The organism is Polaromonas sp. YR568 (assembly GCF_943369415.1).
In the GTDB taxonomy this organism is placed as follows: domain Bacteria; phylum Pseudomonadota; class Gammaproteobacteria; order Burkholderiales; family Burkholderiaceae_C; genus Polaromonas.
In genome coordinates this window covers 1-20,246 of sequence record NZ_CALRNF020000029.1, presented here as the reverse complement: position 1 = coordinate 20,246, position 20,246 = coordinate 1, and the positions used below count along the sequence as shown (strand labels likewise).

The window sequence follows — 20,246 nt, the reverse complement described above, 5'->3', positions numbered from 1 at the left end:
AATGAGAGAGACGAGCGCAGAGGGCTCCCTGCCAAGCAGGGGCCGCGGAACCGGCTTTGCCGGGCCGCAGGCGCAGCGCCCCCTCGGGGGGCAGCGCAGTACACGCAGTGACAAGCGTGGGGGCCTCATACCTTCGCCAGCCAGTGGGCGTATTTCGGATTGCGGCCGTTGACGATGTCAAAGAAGGCGCTCTGGATTTTTTCGGTGATGGGGCCGCGCGAGCCGGCGCCGATTTCGATGCGGTCGAGTTCGCGAATCGGCGTGACTTCAGCCGCCGTGCCGGTGAAGAAGGCTTCGTCGGAGATATACACCTCGTCGCGCGTGATGCGCTTTTGCACCAGCTCCAGGCCCAGGTCCTTGCAGATGTGCAGGATGGTGTTGCGCGTGATGCCGTTGAGCGCGCCGGCCGAGAGGTCGGGCGTGTAGACCACGCCGCCCTTGACCACGAAGATGTTCTCGCCCGCGCCTTCGCTGACGAAACCCGAGGCGTCGAGCAGCAGGGCCTCGTCGTAGCCGTCGTCCAGCGCTTCCATGTTGGCCAGGATGGAGTTGGTGTAGTTGCTCACCGCCTTGGCCTGCGTCATGGTGATGTTGACGTGGTGGCGCGTGTAGCTGGAGGTCTTGACGCGGATGCCGCGCTTCATGCCTTCTTCACCGAGGTAGGCGCCCCACGGCCAGGCCGCGACCATCAGGTGGATCTGGTTGCCCTTGGGGCTGACGCCCAGTTTCTGCGAACCGATCCAGGTCAGCGGGCGGATGTAGCAGGACTCAAGCTTGTTGTCGCGCACGACGGCTTTCGTCGCTTCGTTGACTTCGTCCTGGGTGAAGGGAATCTTCATGCGCAGGATCTTGGCGCTGTTGAAGAGGCGTTCGGTGTGCTCTTCAAGCCGGAAAATCGCCGTGCCGCCGGTGGCGTTGTAGGCACGCACGCCTTCGAAGGCGCCGCAACCGTAGTGCAGGGTGTGGCTCAGCACGTGGATCTTGGCGTCGCGCCAGTCGACCATCTGGCCGTCCATCCAGATTTTGCCGTCGCGGTCTGCCATGGAGGGTGCTACTGGGGACATGATGGGATCCTTGTTCTGAGTGGGGTGATGCGGGTAAGCAGGTCATGGGCGCGGCGCGGGGCGCCGCCCGGAAAACCTGAATGATGGATTTTACGGGGCGGGCGGCGCCGCGTCCTGCGCGGGCCTGAAAAGCTCATGGTGGGTCAGTTTGCCGCCCACAAAGGTGCAGGTGACATGCGACAGCCCGGCGTCGCCCCAGCGGAAGATCTCGGGCTGCTCATCCTTGTCGGACAGGCGCTCGCCCAGGGCCCGCGTCATGGCCACCACGTGCAGCATCGTCATGCCGGGCTTGAGCTTGGCATTGAGCATGACCGCGCTGTCGACATAGCCGATAGGCCGGTTGGCCGCGCGTTTGAGGACCTGCATCATGCGGGTGAAATGCAGCAGTACCCACATGACCAGGCCGGTGGCGACCGCGGCGACGCCGGCCCAGCCGTAGGCGCGATAGGCCAGCACGACGATGGCGATGCCGGCCAGGGGAACGAGGATTTTCTGGAAGTTCATGGCGCTATTTTCGCAGGCCCGGCGGCCGGCCGGACTGCGGGGAGTGCGTAGGCCGGTTCAGGCCGGCTCAGGCCGCCCGTGCCGCCCAGCCCGTGGCGAGCGCATGCGCCCAGTCGGCACGCCCGCGGCCCGCCGCCACCCGTGATTGCGCCATGTGGTCGTAGGGCACGGCGCGCAGGTCCACGCGCCAGCCCTGGGCGCCCTTTTCCAGGATGGCGTAGCGCGCGTGCGGCGCGCCGTTTTCCACCACGTGGGGATGCGGGTGCGCGTCGTCATAGGCCTGCAGGCCGACGCTGCCGGGGTTGACGACCAGCACGTCGCCGCACTGCACCAAGCGCGGCACATGGGTGTGGCCGCACAGAACCAGCGAATGCCCGGCTTGCGCTGTGGCGCCCAGGCGCTCCCGCACTTCGCCGGCCGTGGCCGGGCTTATGCCGGTGGCGTGGCCCGCGCCGCCACCGGTAAAACCCGGAACCGTGGTTTCCAGCCAATAGATCAGGTCGCTGGCGGGCGTGCCGTGGCACAGCAGAACGTCGCCGCCGGCCAGCGCCAGGCTGGCGGGTAGCGAGCGTATCCAGTCCAGGTGCACGGAAGTCAACTGGGCGGCCGTGTAGCCGTCGGAGCCCAGCGGGTCGAGGTACTGGCCCTGGTCGATCAGCTCCAGCACCTGGCGCTCATGGTTGCCGCGAATCGTGGTGAAGTTGCACACCATCAGCAGGTCCGTCGTTTCGGCCGGCTGCAACGGCCCGCTCAGGATGTCGCCCAGGTTCACGACCTGGTCCACGCCTTTCCGCGCGATGTCGGCCAGCACGGCCTCAAGGGCCGGCAGGTTGCCGTGGATGTCGGAGATGGCGGCGAGTTTCATGGCATGGCCCTCACGCGTATTCTGGCAGCGATCAGCCCAGGCCGCGCACCACGTTCATTGCCTCTTCCACCCGTTCCACCGCGTGGATGGTCAGGCCTTCAATCGGCTTTTTGGGCGCGTTGGCCTTGGGCACCACCGCCACGCTGAAGCCCAGCTTGGCGGCTTCCTTCAGGCGCTCCTGGCCGCGCGGCGCCGGGCGCACTTCGCCGGCCAGGCCGACTTCGCCGAAGGCGATAAAACCCTTGGGCAGCGGCTTGCCGCGCAGCGACGAGGTGATGGCCAGCATCACGGCCAGGTCGGCGGCCGGTTCGCTGATGCGCACGCCGCCCACCGCGTTGACGAACACGTCCTGGTCCATGCAGGCCACGCCGGCGTGGCGGTGCAGCACGGCCAGCAGCATGGCCAGGCGGTCCCGGTCCAGGCCCACCGAGAGGCGGCGCGGGCTGGGCCCGCCGTTGTCGACCAGCGCCTGGATTTCGACCAGCATGGGGCGCGTGCCTTCCAGCGTCACCAGCACGCAGCTGCCGGGCACCGGCTCGCTGTGCTGGCTCAAAAAGATGGCGCTGGGATTGGCCACGCCCTTGAGGCCTTTTTCCGTCATCGCGAACACGCCGATCTCGTTGACCGCGCCGAAGCGGTTCTTGATGGCGCGCACCAGGCGAAAGCTCGAATGCGTGTCGCCTTCAAAGTACAGCACGGTGTCCACCATGTGCTCAAGCACGCGCGGGCCGGCCAGCGCGCCCTCTTTGGTCACATGGCCCACCAGCACGATGCACACGCCGCTGGACTTGGCCGCGCGCGTCAGGTGCGCCGCGCATTCGCGCACCTGCGCAACCGAGCCGGGGGCCGAGGTCAGCTGGTCGGAATACACCGTCTGGATGGAGTCGATGACAGCGATGGCCGGTTGCGTGGCTTCCAGCGTGGCGAGGATTTTTTCAAGCTGGATTTCGGCCAGCACCTTGACCTGCGAGCCGTCCAGCCCCAGCCGGCGCGAGCGCAGCGCGACCTGCGCGCCGCTCTCTTCACCGGTCACATAAAGGGTGTTGAGCCCGGCGCGCTGCAGCGAATCCAGCGCCTGCAGCAGCAGCGTCGATTTGCCGATGCCCGGGTCGCCGCCTATCAGCACCACGCCGCCCTCGACGATGCCGCCGCCCAGCACGCGGTCCAGCTCCTCATGGCCGGTGGGCGTGCGCTCCATGTCGGTGGCCTCGATGTCGGCCAGCGCGGTCACGTCGGAGGCCTTGGCCAGCGACTGGAACTGGCTGCTGTAGCGGTTCTTGACCGGCGCGCTGCTTTCGGCGGCCGATTCGATCAGCGTGTTCCAGGCGTTGCAATGCGGGCATTTGCCCAGCCATTTGGGGCTGGTGCCGCCGCATTCGGTGCAGGTGTAAATCGTTTTGTCTTTGGCCATGCGTGATGTTACTGTACAAATAACCAGTCTTTGGGTTTTCGTCATGATGGCGAACTCCGCCGTTCCACCGCCATCCACACCCGCACCTTGCCATGCCGCACCTGAACATTCAATACACCTCCAACCTCGACGCCCTCACCGACATGGGCGGGCTCTGCAACACCCTGGCCGCGACCCTGGTGGCGCTGCGCGGCGAAGACGGCGCCTCCCCGCTATTTCCGGTCGCCGGCACCCGCGTCATGGCCTGGCCGGCGCCGCATTTCGCGGTGGCCGACGGAAAGCCCGGCCGGGCTTTTATCTACCTGAACCTGCTCATCAACCCCGGCCGCAGCGAGGCGCTCAAAAAGCGCGCCGGCGACGCCCTGCTGGCCGCCGCCAACACGCACCTGGAAGCGGTGTTCGCGCAGCATGCCGTCGGCATGACGCTGCACATCGACGAGGCCGCGCCCGCCTACGAAGGCAAGCGCAACACCCTGGCCGCTCACCTCAGCTGAATACCATGGCGTGCACAAACACGCGCTTGCACAGACAATAGCTTTTTGCCTTCCCCCATCGCCTTCTCGAGGACACACCATGGACATCTCCCGCCGCCAACTCATCCAGTCTTCCGGCGCCGCCGCCCTGCTCGCCGGCATAGGCCGGCAAGCCTGGGCCCAGGCCCTTGACAGCACCAAGGTGATCGCCGGCTTCGCGCCCGGCGGCACTGCCGACATCGTCTCGCGCCGCGTGGCCGACAAGCTGCACCCCGGCTATGCCAAAAGCGCCGTGGTCGAAAACAAGACCGGCGCGGGCGGCCAGATCGCCGTGCAGTTCGTCAAGACCGCCGCGCCCGACGGCGCGACGGTGCTGCTCACGCCCATGTCCATGCTGGGTATCTACCCCCACACCTACAAGAAGCTGCCCTACGACCCGGTGGCCGACCTGACGCCGGTCTCGGCTGCGGCGATTTTTGACTACGGCTTTGCCGTCGGCCCCATGGTGCCGGCCAGCGTGAAGAACGTGCCCGACTTCCTCGCCTGGTGCAAGGCCAACCCCGGCCAGGCCAACTTCGGCTCGCCGGCGGCCGGCTCCTCGCCGCACTTCATAGGCGCGCTGCTGGGCCGCGCCGGCAACGTGGACCTGCGCCACGTCGCCTTCCGCGGCACCCAGCCCGCGGTGCTGGACATGATTGGCGGGCAGATCGCCGCCGTGTCCGGCCCCACCGGCGAATTCACCCAGCACGTGGCAGCCGGCAAATGCCGTTTGCTGTCGACCAGCGGTCCCAGGCGCAGCCGCTTCACGCCCAACACGCCCACGCTGGTGGAGCAAGGCTTCAAGGACATGGCCTTCACCGAATGGTTCGGCTTCTTCCTGCCCGCCAAGGCGCCGCAGGACGTGGTGCAGCGGCTCAATGCCAGCATACGCAGCGCGCTGGCCTCGCAGGAGGTGATCGACGGGCTGGCGGTGTCTTACCTGGAAGTCGCGCCGACCTCGCCGGCGCAGCTGGCCGCGATGCTCAAGGCCGACACGGAACTGTGGGGCCCATTGGTCAAGGCCGTTGGCTTCACGCCAGAGGGTTGAGCCCCCACGCTTTTCACTTCGCCTTCGGCTGCGTGTAATGCGCGAGGCCTTGCAGGCCGCGGCTTGCGAGACGCTTCGCCTCTGTCGCCCGTCCAAGCCTGCGCAGGCACGCTTGGAGCCGCGGGCTTCAGCCCCTCGGGGCGCTGCGCCTGCGGCCCGGCAAAGCCGGTTCCGCGGCCCCGGCTGGCTTTTCGCTTTTGGGATTTGGACATAGAGGCATGAAACGATGAAAGTGTGCATTTACGGCGCGGGCGCCATAGGCGGATGGATAGGCAGCGGGCTGGCGCGTGCCGGCTGCAGCGTCAGCGTGGTGGCGCGCGGCGCCACGCTGCAGGCCTTGCAGATGCACGGCCTCAGATTAAACCAGGGCGGCAAGGTCACGGCGCAGGCGGTGGCCTCCAGCGCCGTGCCGGCCGATCTCGGCGTGCAGGACGTGGTGGTGCTGGCCGTCAAGGCGCCTTCGCTGCCCGAGGTCGCGCGCCACATCGCGCCGCTGCTGGGCCCGGACACCCTGGTGCTGACGGCCATGAACGGCGTGCCTTGGTGGTTTTTGCAGGGTTTCGGCGGTGCGCTGGCCGGCCAGCGCCTGAGTTCGGTCGACCCCAGCGGTGAGTTGGCCCAGGCCATCCCGGCGCAGCACATCGTCGGCTGCGTGGTGCACGTGAGCTGCTCGCTCGACGAGCCCGGCCAGGTGCACCACCACTTCGGCAACAAGCTCATCATCGGCGAGCCTTCGGGCGGCAAGACGGCCCGTGTGCAGCAACTCGCCGCGCTGCTCGAAAAAGCCGGCTTCGAGACGGTGCTGTCCGGGCAGATCCAGAAAGACATCTGGTTCAAGCTCTGGGGCAACATGACGGTCAACCCCATCAGCGCGCTGACCGGCGCCACCACCGACCTCATCATGGGCGACGATCTGGTGCGCGGCTTTATCTCCAGTGTCATGCTCGAAGCCAAGGAGATAGGCGCGCGCATCGGCATCACGATAGACCAGCGCCCCGAAGACCGCCACGCGATCACGCTCAAGCTGGGCGCCTTCAAGACTTCCATGCTGCAGGACGTGGAAGCCGGCAAGGCGGTGGAGCTCGACGCACTGGTGTCGGCCGTGCGCGAGCTCGGCCAGCTGACCGGCGTGCCCACGCCCGGCACCGATGCGCTGCTGGGCTTGGCGAGGCTCCACGCCAAAGTACGCGGTCTTTATTGACAAAGAGCCATAGCGGCGCCAAACTGGAACCAGTTCTGCTTTGGAGCCAAACATGCCAAATCTGTCGATTAAAGACGTCCCCGAGGATTGGGCGCAAGCCTTGCGCCTGCGGGCTGCCCGCCATCACCGGTCTCTCCAGGGGGAGCTCATGGCCATGGTGGAGCAAGCTGTGACCGAAGACTCCGCTCAGCAAGCTGAAGCGCCCGGCGAACGCGGCCGGCCGCGCATCGTCGCTTATGACCAGCGCGGCTGGCCCATCGTGCGGCAAGGCTGGAAGACGCCCGAAGAAGTCGTTGCTTCCATGCGAGAGAAATTTCCCGAGCCGGTAGCCGGCCAGCTCTCCAGCATTGACATCATTCGCCAGGACAGGGACAGCCGGTGAGCGGCTCGCAGCGCACCCTGCATGTGGCCGAACCACCGGCGCACTATCTTTCACGCCCGCCGCTGGTGGTCGATTGCAGCACCGTGGCCGGCGTTGTTTTCGCGGAAGAATGGCAGGAGCAGGCTCGCCAGAGCATCGATGGCCGCACGCTGCACGCACCCCACATTTTTCATTGCGAGATTGCCAGTGTGGCGGTCAAAAAAAGCCGGCGCGGCGAACCCCACGCTTTGAGTGGCCTGGTGGAAGCCAGCGAGATGGCCATTGATTTGCACCCGGTCGACCCGGTGGCCGTGGCCGAACTGGCGCTGCGCTATCAACTGTCGGCCTACGACGCCGCCTACCTCTGGCTGGCAGCCGAACTCAAATGCCCGCTGGCCACTTTCGACGGCAAGCTTGCCGCCGCCGCCACAACCCATCTGGCCAGCCTGTCCTGATACGTCCATCCACCCTCAGCACACCACCAAGAGAGAGACACACATGAAACACGTAGGCGTCATAGGCGCATCGGGCCTGATGGGCCACGGCATCGCGCGCAACCTCCTCGCCAAGGGTTTTGACCTCAGCCTGACCGTGCACCGCAACACCGAGCGCGTGGCCGACCTGCTGGCCGCCGGCGCGAAACAGGCGGCGAATCCCGCCGAACTCGGCGCCTGCGATGCCGTGGTGATCTGCGTGACCGGCTCACCACAGGTCGAGGAGTCGCTGCTGGGCCCGAATGGCGTGCTCTCCAAGGCCAAAGCCGGCCTGGTCGTGATCGACACCTCGACCAGCGAGCCCGAATCCACGCGCCGCCTGGCCGCCCTGTGCGCCGAACGCGGCGCCACGCTGGTCGACGCGCCGCTGGCGCGCACGCCGGTGGAGGCCGAACTCGGCAAGCTCAACACCATGGTGGGCGCCGAGCAGGCGGTGTTCGACAGGATCCGCCCGGTGCTGGCGGCCTATTGCGAAAACATCTTCCACGTCGGCGGCCCCAGCGCCGGCCACGTCGTCAAGCTGCTCAACAACTTCATCGGCCAGGCCATCTGCACGGCCACGGCCGAAGCCTTCGCCGTCGGCGCGCTGGCCGGCATTGAACCGCAAAAGCTGGTCGACGTGGTGTCGGCCGGCGCGGTGAACTCGGGCCTGTTCCAGGCCATGGCCAAGACCCTGGGCGGCGACTTCGCCGGCATCAAGTTCGAGCTCGACAATGCGCGCAAGGACCTGCGCTACTACACCCACCTGGCCGAGATGGTGAAGGTGCCATCCTTCGTCGGCGAAGCCGTGCACCAGAGCCTGGTGACGGCCAGCGCGCTGGGCCACGGCAAGGAGTTTGTGCCGGCGCTGGTGAAGGCACAGGAAAAACTCACGGGCGCAAAAATCGCGCCGCAGTGACGTAAAACGCGCGGCGTTACAGCGGCCTGGCGTAAACCACAAAACCGGATTTATCCGCCACCTGGTCATACAGCCGCATGGCCGTGGCATTGGTTTCGTGGGTTTGCCAGTACACGCGGTCGCAACCTGCTTCTTTGGCCTTGGCATAGACCGCCTCGATCAAGGCCTTGCCAACGCCGCGGCCGCGCACTGATTCGGCGGTGAACAAATCCTGCAGGTAGCAAACAGGAACGATGCGCGTCGTGCTGCGGTGAAACAGGTAGTGCGTGAGGCCCACGAGTTCGCCGCCGGATTCGGCGACCAGCGCATGCACCGGTTCGTACGCATCAAAAAAGCGCGACCAGGTCATGGCGGTGATCCCGTCCGCCAGCGCCGTGGGGCCGGAGCGGCCGTAGAAGGCGTTGTAGCCGGCCCAGAGGGGAAGCCAAGCCTTGAAGTCCGATGGCATGACGGGACGGACGGTGATGGGTGGAGTGGCGCTCATGGGTGGCTCAAGCCTCAAATTCCACGGGCCGCGTGCTGCCGGCCTTTTTGCGCACCACCACCGTGCCGGCCATCTTGTCGTGCCAGCCCTGCTTGCGCGAATCAAAGGCCACCCAGAAAAGGCCCAGGCCGAAGGGGATGGAGGAAACAAAGTAGCCGAGGTAGCGGATCAGCAGCTGGCCGGTCGTGGGCTTGCCGCCGGTTTTGGCATCCACGATGCGCGCGGCAATCGCCATCTTCCCGGGCGTGGCTTGCCGCGTCAGCCAGAACACCATCACCGCCGCGGCGGGCAGCACCCAGGAAATCAGGAAATCCATGGGCCCGTGGACAAAGTCCGTGCTGTCCCAGTAGGCGTCGCCGTAGATCGCGGTCAGCAGCGGGTAGGCCAGCACGCAGATCAGCAGCGTGTCGATGATGGAGGCCCAGACGCGAATCCAGAAGCCCGCGTATTCCAGTTCTTGCGACACCATGGCAAACCTCCTTGTGTTTGAAAAATCATCGCCCCGGCTCAACGCCGGGCTTGGTGGCCGATCAGCTTGACGGCCTGCGGCAACGAATTGGCCGCAGGAATGAAATGGTCTATCGTGGCGCCCAGCAGCACCGCGCACGCCAGCGCGCCCAGCATGGGCTTCCAGGTCAGGCGCACAGCGGCCGAGGCCCAGCCTTCGCGCGCCACACGCACCGCGGCGCGTGCGGACACATACGAGAAAGCCAGTTCAACAGCCACCGTCAGCAGTACTTCCCAACCGAAGAAAAGCAGCAGCAAGGAACCCGCGCCAAAGAAAATCGCCGCGCCTATCAGGAACACCGCCACAACCGGAATGACGACCACGGCGCCTTCGTCGGCGCTGCCCAAAGCGTCAACCGCGCCGCCGGCCACGTCGCCCAGCGCGCTGCCCGCGTCAGACGCGCCGCCGAAATCGCCGCTCGCGCCGCCACCGCCAAAGTTGCCGCCACCGCCTGACTGCATGGACGGCAGCCTCACGCCCCCGGAAGACAGGTCGCCCGGCACAAGATCGCCCCAAGCACCATCGGTTGAATCCGGCTCCGCGCGCCGGTGCACCAGCATGGCGGCCCATACGCGCAGGACCAGCAAGTAGGCGAAGTAACCGGCGCCCAGGGTGACGAGGTAACGCAGTGCCAGCGAGTCCACGCCCATCACCATCTGCAGGTGGGACACCGCCCACATCATCCCCAAAGTCAAAAAACCGATACAGGCGCCGTGCAGCCGGAGGCTGTGGCGCTGGCGCAGCTCGCGCTCCAGCCGGCCCTCGAGCACGCGGACCGAGCGCCAGTTGGAGAGGTTCTTCATTCGACCTGCACCGGCACGCGCTGCGCAATCGCGCACATCAATTCATAACCCACCGTGGCGCCGGCCTGCGCCACCTCGTCGATGGGCAATTCCGCGCCCTTGGCTGAGCGGCCCCACAAGGTCACCTCGCTGCCCATGCCGGCGCCGGGCACGGGCGTGAGGTCTACCGTGATCATGTCCATGCTGACGCGGCCCACCATGCGGGTGCGCACGCCGTCCACCAGCATGGGCGTGCCGGTGCTGCAGTGGCGCGGGTAGCCGTCGGCATAACCGCAGGCGACGATGCCTATGCGCAGCGGGCCGTCGGCCGTGAAGCTGGAGCCGTAGCCCACCGTCTCGCCGGCCTTGAGTTCCTGCACGCCGATGATTCTGGACGACAGCGTCATCGTCGGCTGCAAGCCCCAGCCGGCCGCCGTGTTTTCAGGGAAATCGGGTGCGCTGCCATAGACCAGGATGCCGGGCCGCACCCAGTCGGAGCGCCCGGCCAGCAGCGCGCCGTGGCGCAGCGTGGCGGCGCTGTTGCTCAAGGTGCGCTCGCCGGGCAGGTCGTGCGTGACGGCCTCGAAAGCCTGCAGCGCCGCATTGATGCCCTTGGGGCCGTCGGCGTCGGAGAAATGCGTCATCAGCGTGATCTCCTCGACCTGCGGCAGCGCGTTCAGGCGCGTCCAGGCGGCGCGAAAACGCTCGGGCTGGAAACCCAGGCGGTTCATGCCCGAGTTCATCTTGAGGAACACGCGGTGCGGCAGCTGCGTCTTGTGCGCGGCCAGCATGTCGATCTGCTCGTTGCAATGGATGGCGTGCCACAGGCCCAGGCGCGAGCACAGCTCCAGGTCGCGCGCGTCGAAGCAGCCTTCGAGCAGCAGGATGGGGCCGCGCCAGTCGAGCGCGCGCAGGCGCTGCGCCTCGGCCAGGTCGATCAGGGCGAAGCCGTCGGCGCTGCGCAGCGCGTCGAAAACACGCTCGATGCCGTGGCCGTAAGCATTGGCCTTGACGATGGCCCAGACCTTGGCGTCGGGCGCGGCCTCGCGCGCGCGGCCCAGGTTGTGGGCCAGCGCGGCGCTGTGGATGGTGGCGAGAATGGGACGTGGCATGGCGCTCTGAAGGTTGGATGGGTGGCGGCGGGTGGGCGGGGATTCAGCGAACTGGAGCGGCAATCCGAGGGTCTTTCCGCATTCTGGCACCGCCCCCCATGCTATAAACCGGAATCGTCCGGAGACATTCACCCTTATCTTGCCGCATCAGATCGGCTGATGCAGTGCCGCAATGACCACAACAGTTTAATGAAGCGCGGTTTCTACACCATCATGGCGGCCCAGTTTTTCAGCTCGCTGGCTGATAACGCGCTGTTCGTGGCCGCCGTGGAGCTGCTCAAGACCAGCGGCGCGCCCAAGTGGCAGCCGGCGGCGCTGGTGCCCATGTTTGCGCTGTTCTACGTCGTGCTGGCGCCTTTTGTGGGGGCTTTCGCCGATGCGCGGCCCAAGGGCAACGTCATGTTCGTGAGCAACGCCATCAAGGTGATAGGCTGCCTGATGATGCTGTTCGGCTCGCACCCGCTGCTGGCCTATGCCATCGTCGGCCTGGGCGCCGCCGCCTACTCTCCCGCCAAGTACGGCATCCTGACCGAACTGCTGCCGGCCTCGCAACTGGTCAAGGCCAACGGCTGGATTGAAGGCCTGACCATCTCCTCCATCATCCTGGGTGTGCTGCTGGGCGGCCAGCTGGTCGGCCACACGGTGTCCAACCTGCTGCTGTCCTTCGACTTCCCGGTTTTCGAGACCGGCATCGACAGCGCGCCCGAAGCGGCGATTGCCGTGCTGATCCTGCTCTACATCATCGCCGCCTGGTTCAACACCCGCATCCCCGACACCGGCGTCGAGATGCGGCCCATGCCGCGCAACAAGCTCGAACTGCTGCCCGACTTCTGGAACTGCAACTCGGCCTTGTGGCGCGACAAGCTGGGCCAGATTTCGCTGTCCACCACCACCCTGTTCTGGGGCGTGTCGGGCAACCTGCGCTACATCGTGCTGGCCTGGAGCGCCGCCGCGCTGGGCTACAGCACCACGCAAGCCTCTTCGCTGGTCGGTGTGGTCGCCATCGGCACGGCCGTGGGCGCCGTGCTGGCCTCCATGCGCATGCGCCTGGACCAGGCCACCAGCGTGATGCCGCTGGGCATCGCCATGGGCGTGCTGGTGATTTTGATGAACTTCATCGGCAACGTCTGGGTGGCCGCGCCTTTCCTGATTTTGCTGGGCGGCCTGGGCGGCTTCCTGGTGGTGCCCATGAACGCGCTGCTGCAGCACCGCGGCCACAACCTCATGGGCGCCGGCCGCTCCATCGCGGTGCAGAACTTCAACGAGCAGGCCTGCATCCTGAGCCTGGGCGCTTTCTACAGCCTGTCCACCGGCATGGGGCTGTCGGCCTTCGGCGCCATCACCGCCTTCGGCATCGTCGTGGCCGGCTTCATGTGGCTGATCCAGCGCTGGCACAAAAGCAACCTTGTCAAACACAAAGAGCAGGTCGACCACCTGCTGAGCATCGCCCGCAGCGATAACTCGCACTGATGTTGGCCGAAGCTCCCGGGACCGCCGCACGCAGCGGCACGTCCAAAGCCGTTCTCGCCTTGACCCTGAATGCCTTTATCTGGGGCGTGTCCTGGTGGCCGCTGCGCCAGCTGCAAGGCCACGGCCTGCACCCGCTGTGGACCACGGCGCTGGTCTATGCGGTCGTGGTCGCCGGCCTGCTGACCCTGCGCCCGCAAGCCTGGCGCGGTTTCCTGGCGCATCCGCAGCTGTGGTTCCTGGCGGCGGCCTCGGGCCTCACCAACGTCGGCTTCAACTGGGCCGTGACCGTGGGCGACGTGGTGCGCGTGGTGCTGCTGTTCTACCTGATGCCCGCCTGGGCTGTGCTGGTGGCCTGGGTCATGCTGGGTGAAAAACCCACGGCGGCTTCGCTGCTGCGCCTGCTGCTGGCCATGGCCGGCGTGCTGGTGGTCCTCAAGTCGCCCGACTCGCCCTGGCCCGTGCCGCAAAGCGGCGCCGACTGGCTGGCCATCATGGGCGGCTTCAGCTTCGCGGTGACCAATGGCGTGCTGCGCAAATACAAACACACACCCAGCGAATCGCGCATGCTCGCGATGTTCGGCGGCAGCGGGCTGATGGCGGCCTGCGCCGCGCTGGCCGGCATGTCGCAGGCCATCGTGCCCGCGCCGGCGCTGGCTGCAGCAGGCATTCCCATCGTGCTGGGGCTCGCGGTGGCCTTTATGGCCAGCAACGCCGGCCTTCAGTACGGCGCCGCGCGCCTGGCCTCCGCCACCACGGCCATCGTGATGCTGACCGAAATTTTGTTCGCCAGCCTGTCCTCGGCCGCGCTGGGCGCCGCCGAGCTGACACCGCGCGTGCTGTTGGGCGGGGCCCTGATTGTGCTGGCCGCGGTGCTGGCGGCCATGGCGCCCTCGGCGTCGCCACAAAGCGCAACGAATGGCGCAGAATCGCACTGAAACAGCATTCAACCAGGAGACACACATGGGCGCAGGCAAAACCGTTTACGACTTCCAGGCCAAGGACATCACCGGCAAAGACGTCGCGCTGGACGCCTTCAAGGGCAAGGTCATGCTGATCGTCAACACCGCCAGCAAATGCGGCTTCACGCCGCAGTTCGCCGGACTCGAAGAGCTGTACAAGCAGTACGCCGGCAAGGGCCTTGCAGTGGTAGGTTTCCCCAGCAACCAGTTCCTCTCGCAGGATCCCGGCAGCGACGACCAGATCGCCGAGTTCTGCCAGGTCAATTACGGCGTGAGTTTTCCCATGATGTCCAAGATCGACGTCAACGGTCCCGCCGCGCACCCCCTGTACCAGTGGCTGTCGGCCGAAGCGCCCGGCCTGCTCGGCATCAAATCCATCAAATGGAACTTCACCAAGTTCCTGGTCGGCAAGGACGGGAAAGTCATCCGGCGTTATGCGCCTTCCGACAAGCCCGCTGACCTTGGCAAAGACATCGAAGCCGCGCTCGCCGCCTGAGCTTGATTGCGGCTCAGGCCGGCTTGGGCTGGGACTTCACCGAGCGCAAATAGTCGGCCAAAGTGCGGCCGGCCTCATGCCCCACACGCTCATCCAGCACCTGCACTTCGGCCATACGGTCCACCCGAAAGCTGCGGAAGTCCTGCCGGGCTTCACACCAGGCGCCCAGCGTCCACACGCTGCCCCAGTAAAAACAACCCAGCGGCCAGAGCACGCGCCGGCTTTCGCGCCCCGCCCCATCGAGGTAGCGCACATCCACCTTGCAACGCGCATGCACGGCCTCGCGCAGCAGCTGCAGGCTGCGCTGCGTGGCCTCATCGGGATTGATCACCACCGCATACAAAGGCACGCCCTCTGCCGCCGCACGCGCGGCCGGCGGCAGCACCGACACAATCTTGCTCCAGGCCGCCTCCGCATCACCGGCCATGGCCGGGTCCAGCCAGGCCTGCGCCAGCCGTACCGAAGCCGCCAGCGCATTGGCTTCCTTTTGCGTGAACATCAGCGGCGGCAAGTCAAAGCCCGCACCCAGCCGGTAACCCACGCCGGCCTCGCCCTCAATCGGCACGCCCTGGTGCTGCAGGTCGGCCACGTCGCGGTAAATCGTGCGCTCGGATACCCCGAGCCGCTTGGCGAGAAATTCCGCCGTACTCAGGCGCCGGCCGCGTATCAGCTGGACGAGATGGAAGAGGCGGTCGGCGCGGCGCATGGTGGGTGAATGATAGGGGGCAATGGATGGTGAAGACCGCATGCGGGTCAGTCAAACGTCTGGATGCCCGGCTATAGTGCAAGCAGCAATTAGCGATGGGAGGGTCCGGTGGAGCGCTATCTGATGATTTCGGGCGGAATCCTCGCCATCGCGGCGTTCGTGCCCGCCATCTTTTTCTTTCTCCGTGGCATGTATCACTTCGTTGCGATGCTCGGCCACTACCGCAGTGGCCGTCACCAATTCGCAGCGAATTTTTTCGCCTTTCTGGTGCCCTTTGCGCCACAGTTCTTTACTGAACAAGGCAACGTCCATCGAAGGCTTTTCTTGTCCAGCCTTTTCTGGGCGCTGTGCTCCATGCTGTTCATTGGCGTCATGTACGCGGTGCTGGGAATTGGCAATCCATAGATGAAAAAGCTTGTTTCACTGATCGCCGTTGCGCTGGCGGCACTGGCGGCGCTGCCGGCGCAAACCGCGGTCGCCGACAGCCAATGCTTCGGCACGGTCAGCAAGGGGCATATCGAAGGCAGCGTCAAGCTGCCCACCAGCGGCCCCAACTTCTCGGCTTACAGCAGCCTGGCGGCCACGGCGGGCCGCACGCATGTGCACGCCAAAGTCGCGGAAATCATGGCCGCATCCTATGCGGCGCTGTATACCGCCAGCGCCTCCACCACCTATGTGTACGGAGAGACAGGCTGGCCTTCGGGCGGGCGTTTCCGGCCGCATCGCACGCACCAGAACGGCCTGTCCGTTGACTTCTTTGTGCCAGTCCGCAATGCGCAGGGAAAGTCCGCAGCGCTGCCGGGCAGCATCAGCAACCGCTTCGGCTACGACCTTGAGTTCAACGCCGACGCCAAGCACGGCGAGTACGCCATCGACTTCCCCGCCATTGCCGAACACCTGTACCAGTTGCATGTGGCCGCGAAAGCGCGCGGTGTCGGCATCGCCCTGGTCATCTTTGACGCGCCCTTCCTGCCCAGGCTGTTCGCCACGCCGCGCGGTGCTTACTTGAAAGAGAACCTGAACTTCATGAAGGGCAAGCCCTGGGTTCGCCATGACGAGCACTACCATGTGGACTTTGCCATCCCGTGCAAAGCCAATGCAGCTTAGTGTTTGCGGGCAGCGGCGCTTTGGCTATAGTGCCAACACCGGTTCGCCCCCCCACCCCCATGAAGCTCACCGTCCGCCCCCTCACGCCCGAGCGCTGGCCCGATCTTGAAGCGCTGTTCAACGCCAAGGGCTGCTCGGTCGCGCGCGGCTGCTGGTGCATGTTTTACCGGCGAAGCGGTGAGCGCGGGCCGTTGCCCGCGGGCACCACGGCAGCGCAGGCCAATCGCGCCGACCTCAAGAAACTCACCCATGGTGATACGCCGCCCGGCCTGATCGGCTATCGCGGCAAGGTGCCGGTCGGCTGGGTGTCGCTGGGTCCGCGTGAGGATTACGCCAAACTCAAACGCTCACCGGTGATGAAGCCGGTCGACGAGTTGCCCGTCTGGTCCATCATCTGTTTTGTCGTGCCCTCGGAATATCGCGGCCAGGGTGTCGCGCGGGCGCTGCTGGACGGGGCCATCGCCTATGCCAAAAAGCAGGGCGCGACGCTGCTGGAGGCCTACCCCGTGGACAAGCCCGGACGCTCGCATGACGACTTCATGTGGTTCGGCGCCAAGTCCATGTACGACAACGCCGGCTTTGAAGAGGTGGCGCGACGCAAGCCGCAGCGGCCTGTTGTGCGGCTCAAGCCGGTTTGAGCATTCAACGGCCTGCTACTTTTTCTTCAAACCCGCCTGAATACCATGACGACACACACCCCACCCTGGTCGCTGCGGCGCCTGCAACCCGTGACCGATGCACAGATCGCCGAACTCGCCGGCGTGCTCATCGACTGCGTCGAAGGCGACGCCTCGGTCAGTTTTATGCACCCGCTTTCACGGGAGCACGCCGAAGCGTTCTGGCACGGCGTGGCCCAGGGCGTTGCGGCGGGTGAACGCGCGCTGCTGGTCGCCGAAGACGCGCAGGGCATTTGCGGCACGGTGCAGCTGGTGCTGGCCCAGCCCGAGAACCAGCCCCACCGAGCCGACCTGGCCAAGATGCTGGTGCACCGCCGCGTGCGCCGCCAGGGAATGGGCGAGGCCTTGATGCGCGCGGCTGAAAGCATGGCGCGCGATTGCGGCAAGACCTTGCTGGTGCTGGACACCGTGACCGGCGACAGCGGCGAGCGCCTGTACCAGCGTCTGGGCTGGCAACGTGTGGGCGTGATTCCCGGCTATGCGCTGCTGCCGCGCGGCGGGCTGGTGGGCACGACGGTGTTCTGCCGCGAGCTGGCCTGACGGGCGCGTCCGCCGCTATTGCCGGGCTTGCTGGGTTTGCTGGGCTTGCTTGCCGGCGCGATGAAGAACCATGCGCTCATGCAGGCGCGTGACGATGCGGCTTCCCGTCCTGACGAAGAAAAAGGGGAAAAGGCCATGGATGAACGCAGCGATGGCGGCCGACAGCAGCGGCACGGCAAATGAAAAAGACGCGGACATGTGCTCGAAATAGCTCTCCCCCACGGAGTCAGGGTGTTCCTTGAACAGCTGGAGAATTTTTTCCATGGTCGTATCCGTAGGTTTTCGGGGTGTGCGCGCCGCGCTTGCATTGATGCCTGGCCGGAATCATAGGCCTGCCGATCGAGAAATAACTTGCAAATACGGCTATGAATCCCCTCATAATTAGAATTAATTTCTAATAATCTGGCCATATGGACAAAAAAGACGTTCTGATTCTGGAGCTGTTGCAAGCCGATGCTTCGATGGGCCTGAACGATCTGGCGCAGGCGGTCAGCCTTTCGCCGACACCCTGCTGGCGGCGAATCCAGAAGCTGCGCGACGAAGGCGTCATCAAGCAGCAGGTCACCTTGTGCGACCCGGCCAAACTCAATCTGGGCTTGACCACTTTCGTGAGCATCCGCGCGAGCGCGCACAACGATGCGTGGACCCAGCGCTTCGTCAAAGGCATCGTGGCCATCCGCGAGGTGGTGGAGGTCTACCGCATGACGGGCGACATCGACTACCTGCTCAAGGTCGTGGTGCCCGATATCGCCGGTTATGACAGTGTGTACAAGCGCCTGATCAAGGTCGCCGAACTGCAGGACGTGAGTTCGGGCTTTGTGATGGAGGTGGTCAAACACACCACCGCGCTGCCCCTGGATTACGCGCTCCAGGCTTGAGGGGCCGGGCGCTTCAAAACCCCAGCAGCGCGCCGTCAGCCCGCATGGCTTGCGCGATCAGCCGCATGTCATGGTCGCTGATCTCAAACAGGCCGAAACGGAACTTGTAGCCCCAGCGCTGGCGGTTCTCCACAAACTCGAAGTCATCGAGCAGCGGCAGGATGGACGCTTCCTGCGCGGCCACATAAGCCACGTCGCGGCGGAAAGGCACAAAACCGCCGCCCATGTCGACGGCATAGGGCTCGCCGGGCTGCACCACGCCGATGGAGACAAAGCGCTGGAGTTTGTCCTTGCCGCCCATGGCCAGCGTGGATGAGTAATAAGCCACGCGGTCCCCGGCCAACACGCGCTTGAGCGGCGCGCATTTGCCGTGGCACACCTGCATGTAACCCGTGGCCGGATTCTCACACCCACGCCGCGCATGCTCTGCGCTGGCAACGGCAATCCAGTTCTTGCGGCCCATTGCGGTTCAGGCCAGTGCGTGCAGGCCGACGCGGTTGCCGTCCAGGTCGGTGATGTGCGCAAAAAATCCCATGCCGGGCGGCAGCGCCTGGCGCGGCAACGCGACCTTGCCGCCGGCCTTGAGGGCGCGTGCCAGGGCGGCGTCGAGCGAAGGCGAGGCGTCGAGATAGATCAGCGTGCCACCCGATGCCGGGGCCGGCGCTGTGGGGCCAGCCAGGATCGCGCCACCGACGCCCTCCTCTGCTTCATAGGGAAACACCGCGCCTTCGGACGGGCCCATGGCCTCGCGGCGCATCTTGCAGCCGAGCACGGTTTCGTAAAAGGCCTGGGCTTTGTCCAGTTGGGTGCTGGGGATTTCAAACCAGCTGATGGCGTTTTTCATGAAAGGCTCCTTGTGTGAAAGAAGCCTTGATGATGCAGACCTGCTACTGACAACGTCATGTCAGCAGGATGTCGGCCCCCACGCTTTTCACTTCGTGTAATGCGCTGCCCCCCGAGGGGGCGCTGCGCCTGCGGCCCGGCAAAGCCGGTTCCGCGGCCCCGGCTTGCCTGGGATGCTCCCTCCTTTCAGGGCGTCAGTGCTTCATCCAGCACTTCCACCCAATGCCGCACCGGCGTCGCCGTGCCGCTTTGCAAATGTGTGATGCAGCCGATATTGGCCGAGATGATGGTGTCGGGCGCAGAGGCTTGCAGGTTGCCCAGCTTGCGGTCGCGCAGCTGGTAGGCGATGTCAGGCTGCAGCACCGAATAGGTTCCGGCCGAGCCGCAGCACAAATGGGATTCGGCGCCGGCCAGCGTCACCTTGAAACCCAGCGCATGCATCAGTGTCTCGACCCCGCCGCGCAGCTGCTGGCCGTGCTGCAGCGTGCAGGGCGGGTGGAACACCAGCGCGCCGGCCTTGGCGCCGACCTTGCCCTGCAGCTCGCCGACCAGCTCGGGCATCAGCTCGCTGAGGTCGCGCGTGAGTTCGCTGATGCGGGCCGCCTTGGCGGCGTAGGCCGGGTCGTCCTTGAGTATGTGGCCGTATTCCTTGACGGTGACGCCGCAGCCCGAGGCGTTCATGACGATGGCTTCCACGCCACCCTCGCCTGCCACATGCGGCCACCAGGCGTCGATGTTGCGCCGCATCTCGGCCTTGCCGCCTTCCTGGTCGTTGAGGTGGAACTTGACGGCGCCGCAGCAGCCGGCCTTGGGCGCAACCAGCGTCTGGATGCCGGCCGCATCGAGCACGCGCGCCGTCGCGGCATTGATGTTGGGCATCATGGCGGGCTGCACACAGCCTTCGAGCATCAGCATCTTGCGCGCGTGCGTGCGCTGGGGCCAGGCGCCCGCGTCCTGCTTTGGCGGCACCTTGTTCTTGAGGGCCGCGGGCAACAGGCCGCGCACGGCCTGGCCGGCTTTCATGGCGGGGGCGAACAGCGGCGATGGCAGGCCTTCCTTCAGCGCCCAGCGCAGCGCCGTTTCACCGGCCGGGCGCGGCACGCGCTCGTCGACCAGCTTGCGGCCTATGTCGACCAGGTGGCCGTATTCGACGCCGCTGGGGCAGGTGGATTCGCAGTTGCGGCAGGTCAGGCAGCGGTCCAGGTGCAGCTGGGTCTTGCGCGTGGGCGCCTCGCCTTCGAGCACCTGCTTGATCAGGTAGATGCGCCCGCGCGGTCCGTCGAGCTCGTCGCCCAGCAGCTGGTAGGTCGGGCAGGTGGCGGTGCA

At 65.9% G+C, this 20,246-nt stretch carries 27 protein-coding genes; 14 read left to right on the top strand and 13 right to left on the bottom strand.

The window, feature by feature from the left end:
• Nucleotides 1-125: 125 nt before the first annotated feature.
• From ACLV74_RS17750 to radA, 4 genes are all read right to left on the bottom strand, one after another.
• Entirely contained in the window at nt 126-1,064 is a 939-nt protein-coding gene (locus ACLV74_RS17750) for a branched-chain amino acid transaminase (protein ID WP_411880732.1), read from the bottom strand.
• Nucleotides 1,065-1,154: 90 nt separating this feature from the next.
• On the bottom strand, nt 1,155-1,568 hold the full coding sequence (locus ACLV74_RS17745) for a glycerate kinase (protein ID WP_411880731.1): 414 nt from the start codon (nt 1,566-1,568) through the stop codon (nt 1,155-1,157).
• A 67-nt stretch (nt 1,569-1,635) separates the two neighbouring features.
• A complete protein-coding gene (locus tag ACLV74_RS17740; RefSeq protein ID WP_411880730.1) occupies nt 1,636-2,433 on the bottom strand; it encodes a metallophosphoesterase family protein in 798 nt (265 codons plus the stop codon).
• Nucleotides 2,434-2,464: 31 nt separating this feature from the next.
• Nucleotides 2,465-3,844 carry a DNA repair protein RadA gene (radA, locus tag ACLV74_RS17735; protein WP_411880729.1) on the bottom strand — a complete coding sequence of 460 codons (1,380 nt, stop codon included), beginning with the start codon at nt 3,842-3,844 and terminating at the stop codon, nt 2,465-2,467.
• A gap of 92 nt (nt 3,845-3,936) precedes the next feature.
• On the opposite strand from radA, the gene ACLV74_RS17730 reads away from it, so the two are divergent.
• The 6 genes from ACLV74_RS17730 to ACLV74_RS17705 all read left to right on the top strand — a co-directional run bounded on the left by ACLV74_RS17730 (nt 3,937) and on the right by ACLV74_RS17705 (nt 8,358).
• Nucleotides 3,937-4,338, top strand: coding sequence for a 5-carboxymethyl-2-hydroxymuconate isomerase (locus tag ACLV74_RS17730; protein WP_411880728.1), 402 nt, complete (start codon nt 3,937-3,939; stop codon nt 4,336-4,338).
• Nucleotides 4,339-4,417: 79 nt separating this feature from the next.
• Nucleotides 4,418-5,404: a Bug family tripartite tricarboxylate transporter substrate binding protein gene (locus ACLV74_RS17725; RefSeq protein ID WP_411880727.1), complete on the top strand. Its 987-nt coding sequence runs from the start codon at nt 4,418-4,420 to the stop codon at nt 5,402-5,404.
• A 226-nt stretch (nt 5,405-5,630) separates the two neighbouring features.
• On the top strand, nt 5,631-6,605 hold the full coding sequence (locus ACLV74_RS17720) for a 2-dehydropantoate 2-reductase (protein WP_411880726.1): 975 nt from the start codon (nt 5,631-5,633) through the stop codon (nt 6,603-6,605).
• A 52-nt stretch (nt 6,606-6,657) separates the two neighbouring features.
• Nucleotides 6,658-6,987 carry a FitA-like ribbon-helix-helix domain-containing protein gene (locus tag ACLV74_RS17715; protein WP_411880725.1) on the top strand — a complete coding sequence of 110 codons (330 nt, stop codon included), beginning with the start codon at nt 6,658-6,660 and terminating at the stop codon, nt 6,985-6,987.
• Complete coding sequence (locus ACLV74_RS17710) at nt 6,984-7,421, top strand: type II toxin-antitoxin system VapC family toxin (RefSeq protein WP_411880724.1); 438 nt, start codon at nt 6,984-6,986, stop codon at nt 7,419-7,421. Before ACLV74_RS17715 ends, ACLV74_RS17710 begins: the two co-directional genes overlap by 4 nt.
• Before the next feature lie 43 nt (nt 7,422-7,464).
• The gene (locus tag ACLV74_RS17705; RefSeq protein WP_411880723.1) at nt 7,465-8,358 is read left to right on the top strand and encodes an NAD(P)-dependent oxidoreductase; all 894 of its coding nucleotides are present in this window, start codon (nt 7,465-7,467) and stop codon (nt 8,356-8,358) included.
• Nucleotides 8,359-8,374: 16 nt separating this feature from the next.
• Here ACLV74_RS17705 and ACLV74_RS17700 read toward each other — a convergent pair whose 3' ends face one another.
• Genes ACLV74_RS17700 through alr form a run of 4 tightly spaced genes read right to left on the bottom strand, consistent with a single transcriptional unit; the run spans nt 8,375 to nt 11,244 of the window.
• Nucleotides 8,375-8,842, bottom strand: coding sequence for an N-acetyltransferase family protein (locus ACLV74_RS17700; RefSeq protein ID WP_411880722.1), 468 nt, complete (start codon nt 8,840-8,842; stop codon nt 8,375-8,377).
• 7 nt (nt 8,843-8,849) lie between these two features.
• Nucleotides 8,850-9,311 (bottom strand): RDD family protein, encoded by a 462-nt coding sequence (locus tag ACLV74_RS17695; protein ID WP_411880721.1) that lies wholly within the window; start codon nt 9,309-9,311, stop codon nt 8,850-8,852.
• A 38-nt stretch (nt 9,312-9,349) separates the two neighbouring features.
• Nucleotides 9,350-10,153, bottom strand: coding sequence for a hypothetical protein (locus ACLV74_RS17690; protein WP_411880720.1), 804 nt, complete (start codon nt 10,151-10,153; stop codon nt 9,350-9,352).
• Nucleotides 10,150-11,244 (bottom strand): alanine racemase, encoded by a 1,095-nt coding sequence (gene alr / locus ACLV74_RS17685; RefSeq protein WP_411880719.1) that lies wholly within the window; start codon nt 11,242-11,244, stop codon nt 10,150-10,152. Before alr ends, ACLV74_RS17690 begins: the two co-directional genes overlap by 4 nt.
• A 189-nt stretch (nt 11,245-11,433) precedes the next feature.
• Here alr and lplT point away from each other — a divergent pair, with 189 nt between their 5' ends.
• The 3 genes from lplT to ACLV74_RS17670 are packed head-to-tail and all read left to right on the top strand — an operon-like array spanning nt 11,434 to nt 14,169.
• Nucleotides 11,434-12,714 (top strand): lysophospholipid transporter LplT, encoded by a 1,281-nt coding sequence (gene lplT / locus ACLV74_RS17680; RefSeq protein WP_411880718.1) that lies wholly within the window; start codon nt 11,434-11,436, stop codon nt 12,712-12,714.
• Nucleotides 12,714-13,649, top strand: coding sequence for a DMT family transporter (locus ACLV74_RS17675; protein WP_411880717.1), 936 nt, complete (start codon nt 12,714-12,716; stop codon nt 13,647-13,649). Before lplT ends, ACLV74_RS17675 begins: the two co-directional genes overlap by 1 nt.
• A gap of 25 nt (nt 13,650-13,674) precedes the next feature.
• Nucleotides 13,675-14,169 carry a glutathione peroxidase gene (locus ACLV74_RS17670; protein ID WP_411880716.1) on the top strand — a complete coding sequence of 165 codons (495 nt, stop codon included), beginning with the start codon at nt 13,675-13,677 and terminating at the stop codon, nt 14,167-14,169.
• A 13-nt stretch (nt 14,170-14,182) separates the two neighbouring features.
• Here ACLV74_RS17670 and ACLV74_RS17665 read toward each other — a convergent pair whose 3' ends face one another.
• The gene (locus ACLV74_RS17665) at nt 14,183-14,875 is read right to left on the bottom strand and encodes a helix-turn-helix transcriptional regulator (RefSeq protein WP_411880715.1); all 693 of its coding nucleotides are present in this window, start codon (nt 14,873-14,875) and stop codon (nt 14,183-14,185) included.
• A gap of 108 nt (nt 14,876-14,983) precedes the next feature.
• Here ACLV74_RS17665 and ACLV74_RS17660 point away from each other — a divergent pair, with 108 nt between their 5' ends.
• Genes ACLV74_RS17660 through ACLV74_RS17645 form a run of 4 tightly spaced genes read left to right on the top strand, consistent with a single transcriptional unit; the run spans nt 14,984 to nt 17,199 of the window.
• Nucleotides 14,984-15,280 (top strand): hypothetical protein, encoded by a 297-nt coding sequence (locus ACLV74_RS17660; RefSeq protein WP_411880714.1) that lies wholly within the window; start codon nt 14,984-14,986, stop codon nt 15,278-15,280.
• The gene (locus ACLV74_RS17655) at nt 15,281-15,982 is read left to right on the top strand and encodes a penicillin-insensitive murein endopeptidase (RefSeq protein WP_411880713.1); all 702 of its coding nucleotides are present in this window, start codon (nt 15,281-15,283) and stop codon (nt 15,980-15,982) included.
• 59 nt (nt 15,983-16,041) lie between these two features.
• Entirely contained in the window at nt 16,042-16,620 is a 579-nt protein-coding gene (locus tag ACLV74_RS17650) for a GNAT family N-acetyltransferase (protein WP_411880712.1), read from the top strand.
• A 45-nt stretch (nt 16,621-16,665) separates the two neighbouring features.
• Nucleotides 16,666-17,199, top strand: coding sequence for an N-acetyltransferase family protein (locus tag ACLV74_RS17645; protein ID WP_411880711.1), 534 nt, complete (start codon nt 16,666-16,668; stop codon nt 17,197-17,199).
• A gap of 15 nt (nt 17,200-17,214) precedes the next feature.
• On the opposite strand, the gene ACLV74_RS17640 is transcribed toward ACLV74_RS17645, so the two are convergent.
• Nucleotides 17,215-17,463: a DUF6356 family protein gene (locus ACLV74_RS17640; RefSeq protein WP_411880710.1), complete on the bottom strand. Its 249-nt coding sequence runs from the start codon at nt 17,461-17,463 to the stop codon at nt 17,215-17,217.
• Nucleotides 17,464-17,609: 146 nt separating this feature from the next.
• Here ACLV74_RS17640 and ACLV74_RS17635 point away from each other — a divergent pair, with 146 nt between their 5' ends.
• On the top strand, nt 17,610-18,077 hold the full coding sequence (locus ACLV74_RS17635; protein ID WP_411880709.1) for an Lrp/AsnC family transcriptional regulator: 468 nt from the start codon (nt 17,610-17,612) through the stop codon (nt 18,075-18,077).
• Nucleotides 18,078-18,090: 13 nt separating this feature from the next.
• On the opposite strand, the gene ACLV74_RS17630 is transcribed toward ACLV74_RS17635, so the two are convergent.
• The 3 genes from ACLV74_RS17630 to glcF form a co-directional block, all read right to left on the bottom strand.
• Complete coding sequence (locus ACLV74_RS17630; protein WP_411880708.1) at nt 18,091-18,540, bottom strand: EVE domain-containing protein; 450 nt, start codon at nt 18,538-18,540, stop codon at nt 18,091-18,093.
• Between the two features lie 6 nt (nt 18,541-18,546).
• Nucleotides 18,547-18,921, bottom strand: a complete 375-nt coding sequence (locus tag ACLV74_RS17625; protein ID WP_411880707.1) for a VOC family protein — start codon at nt 18,919-18,921, stop codon at nt 18,547-18,549.
• Between the two features lie 185 nt (nt 18,922-19,106).
• The coding region (glcF, locus tag ACLV74_RS17620) for a glycolate oxidase subunit GlcF (RefSeq protein WP_411880706.1) at nt 19,107-20,246 on the bottom strand (1,140 nt) is incomplete at its 5' end.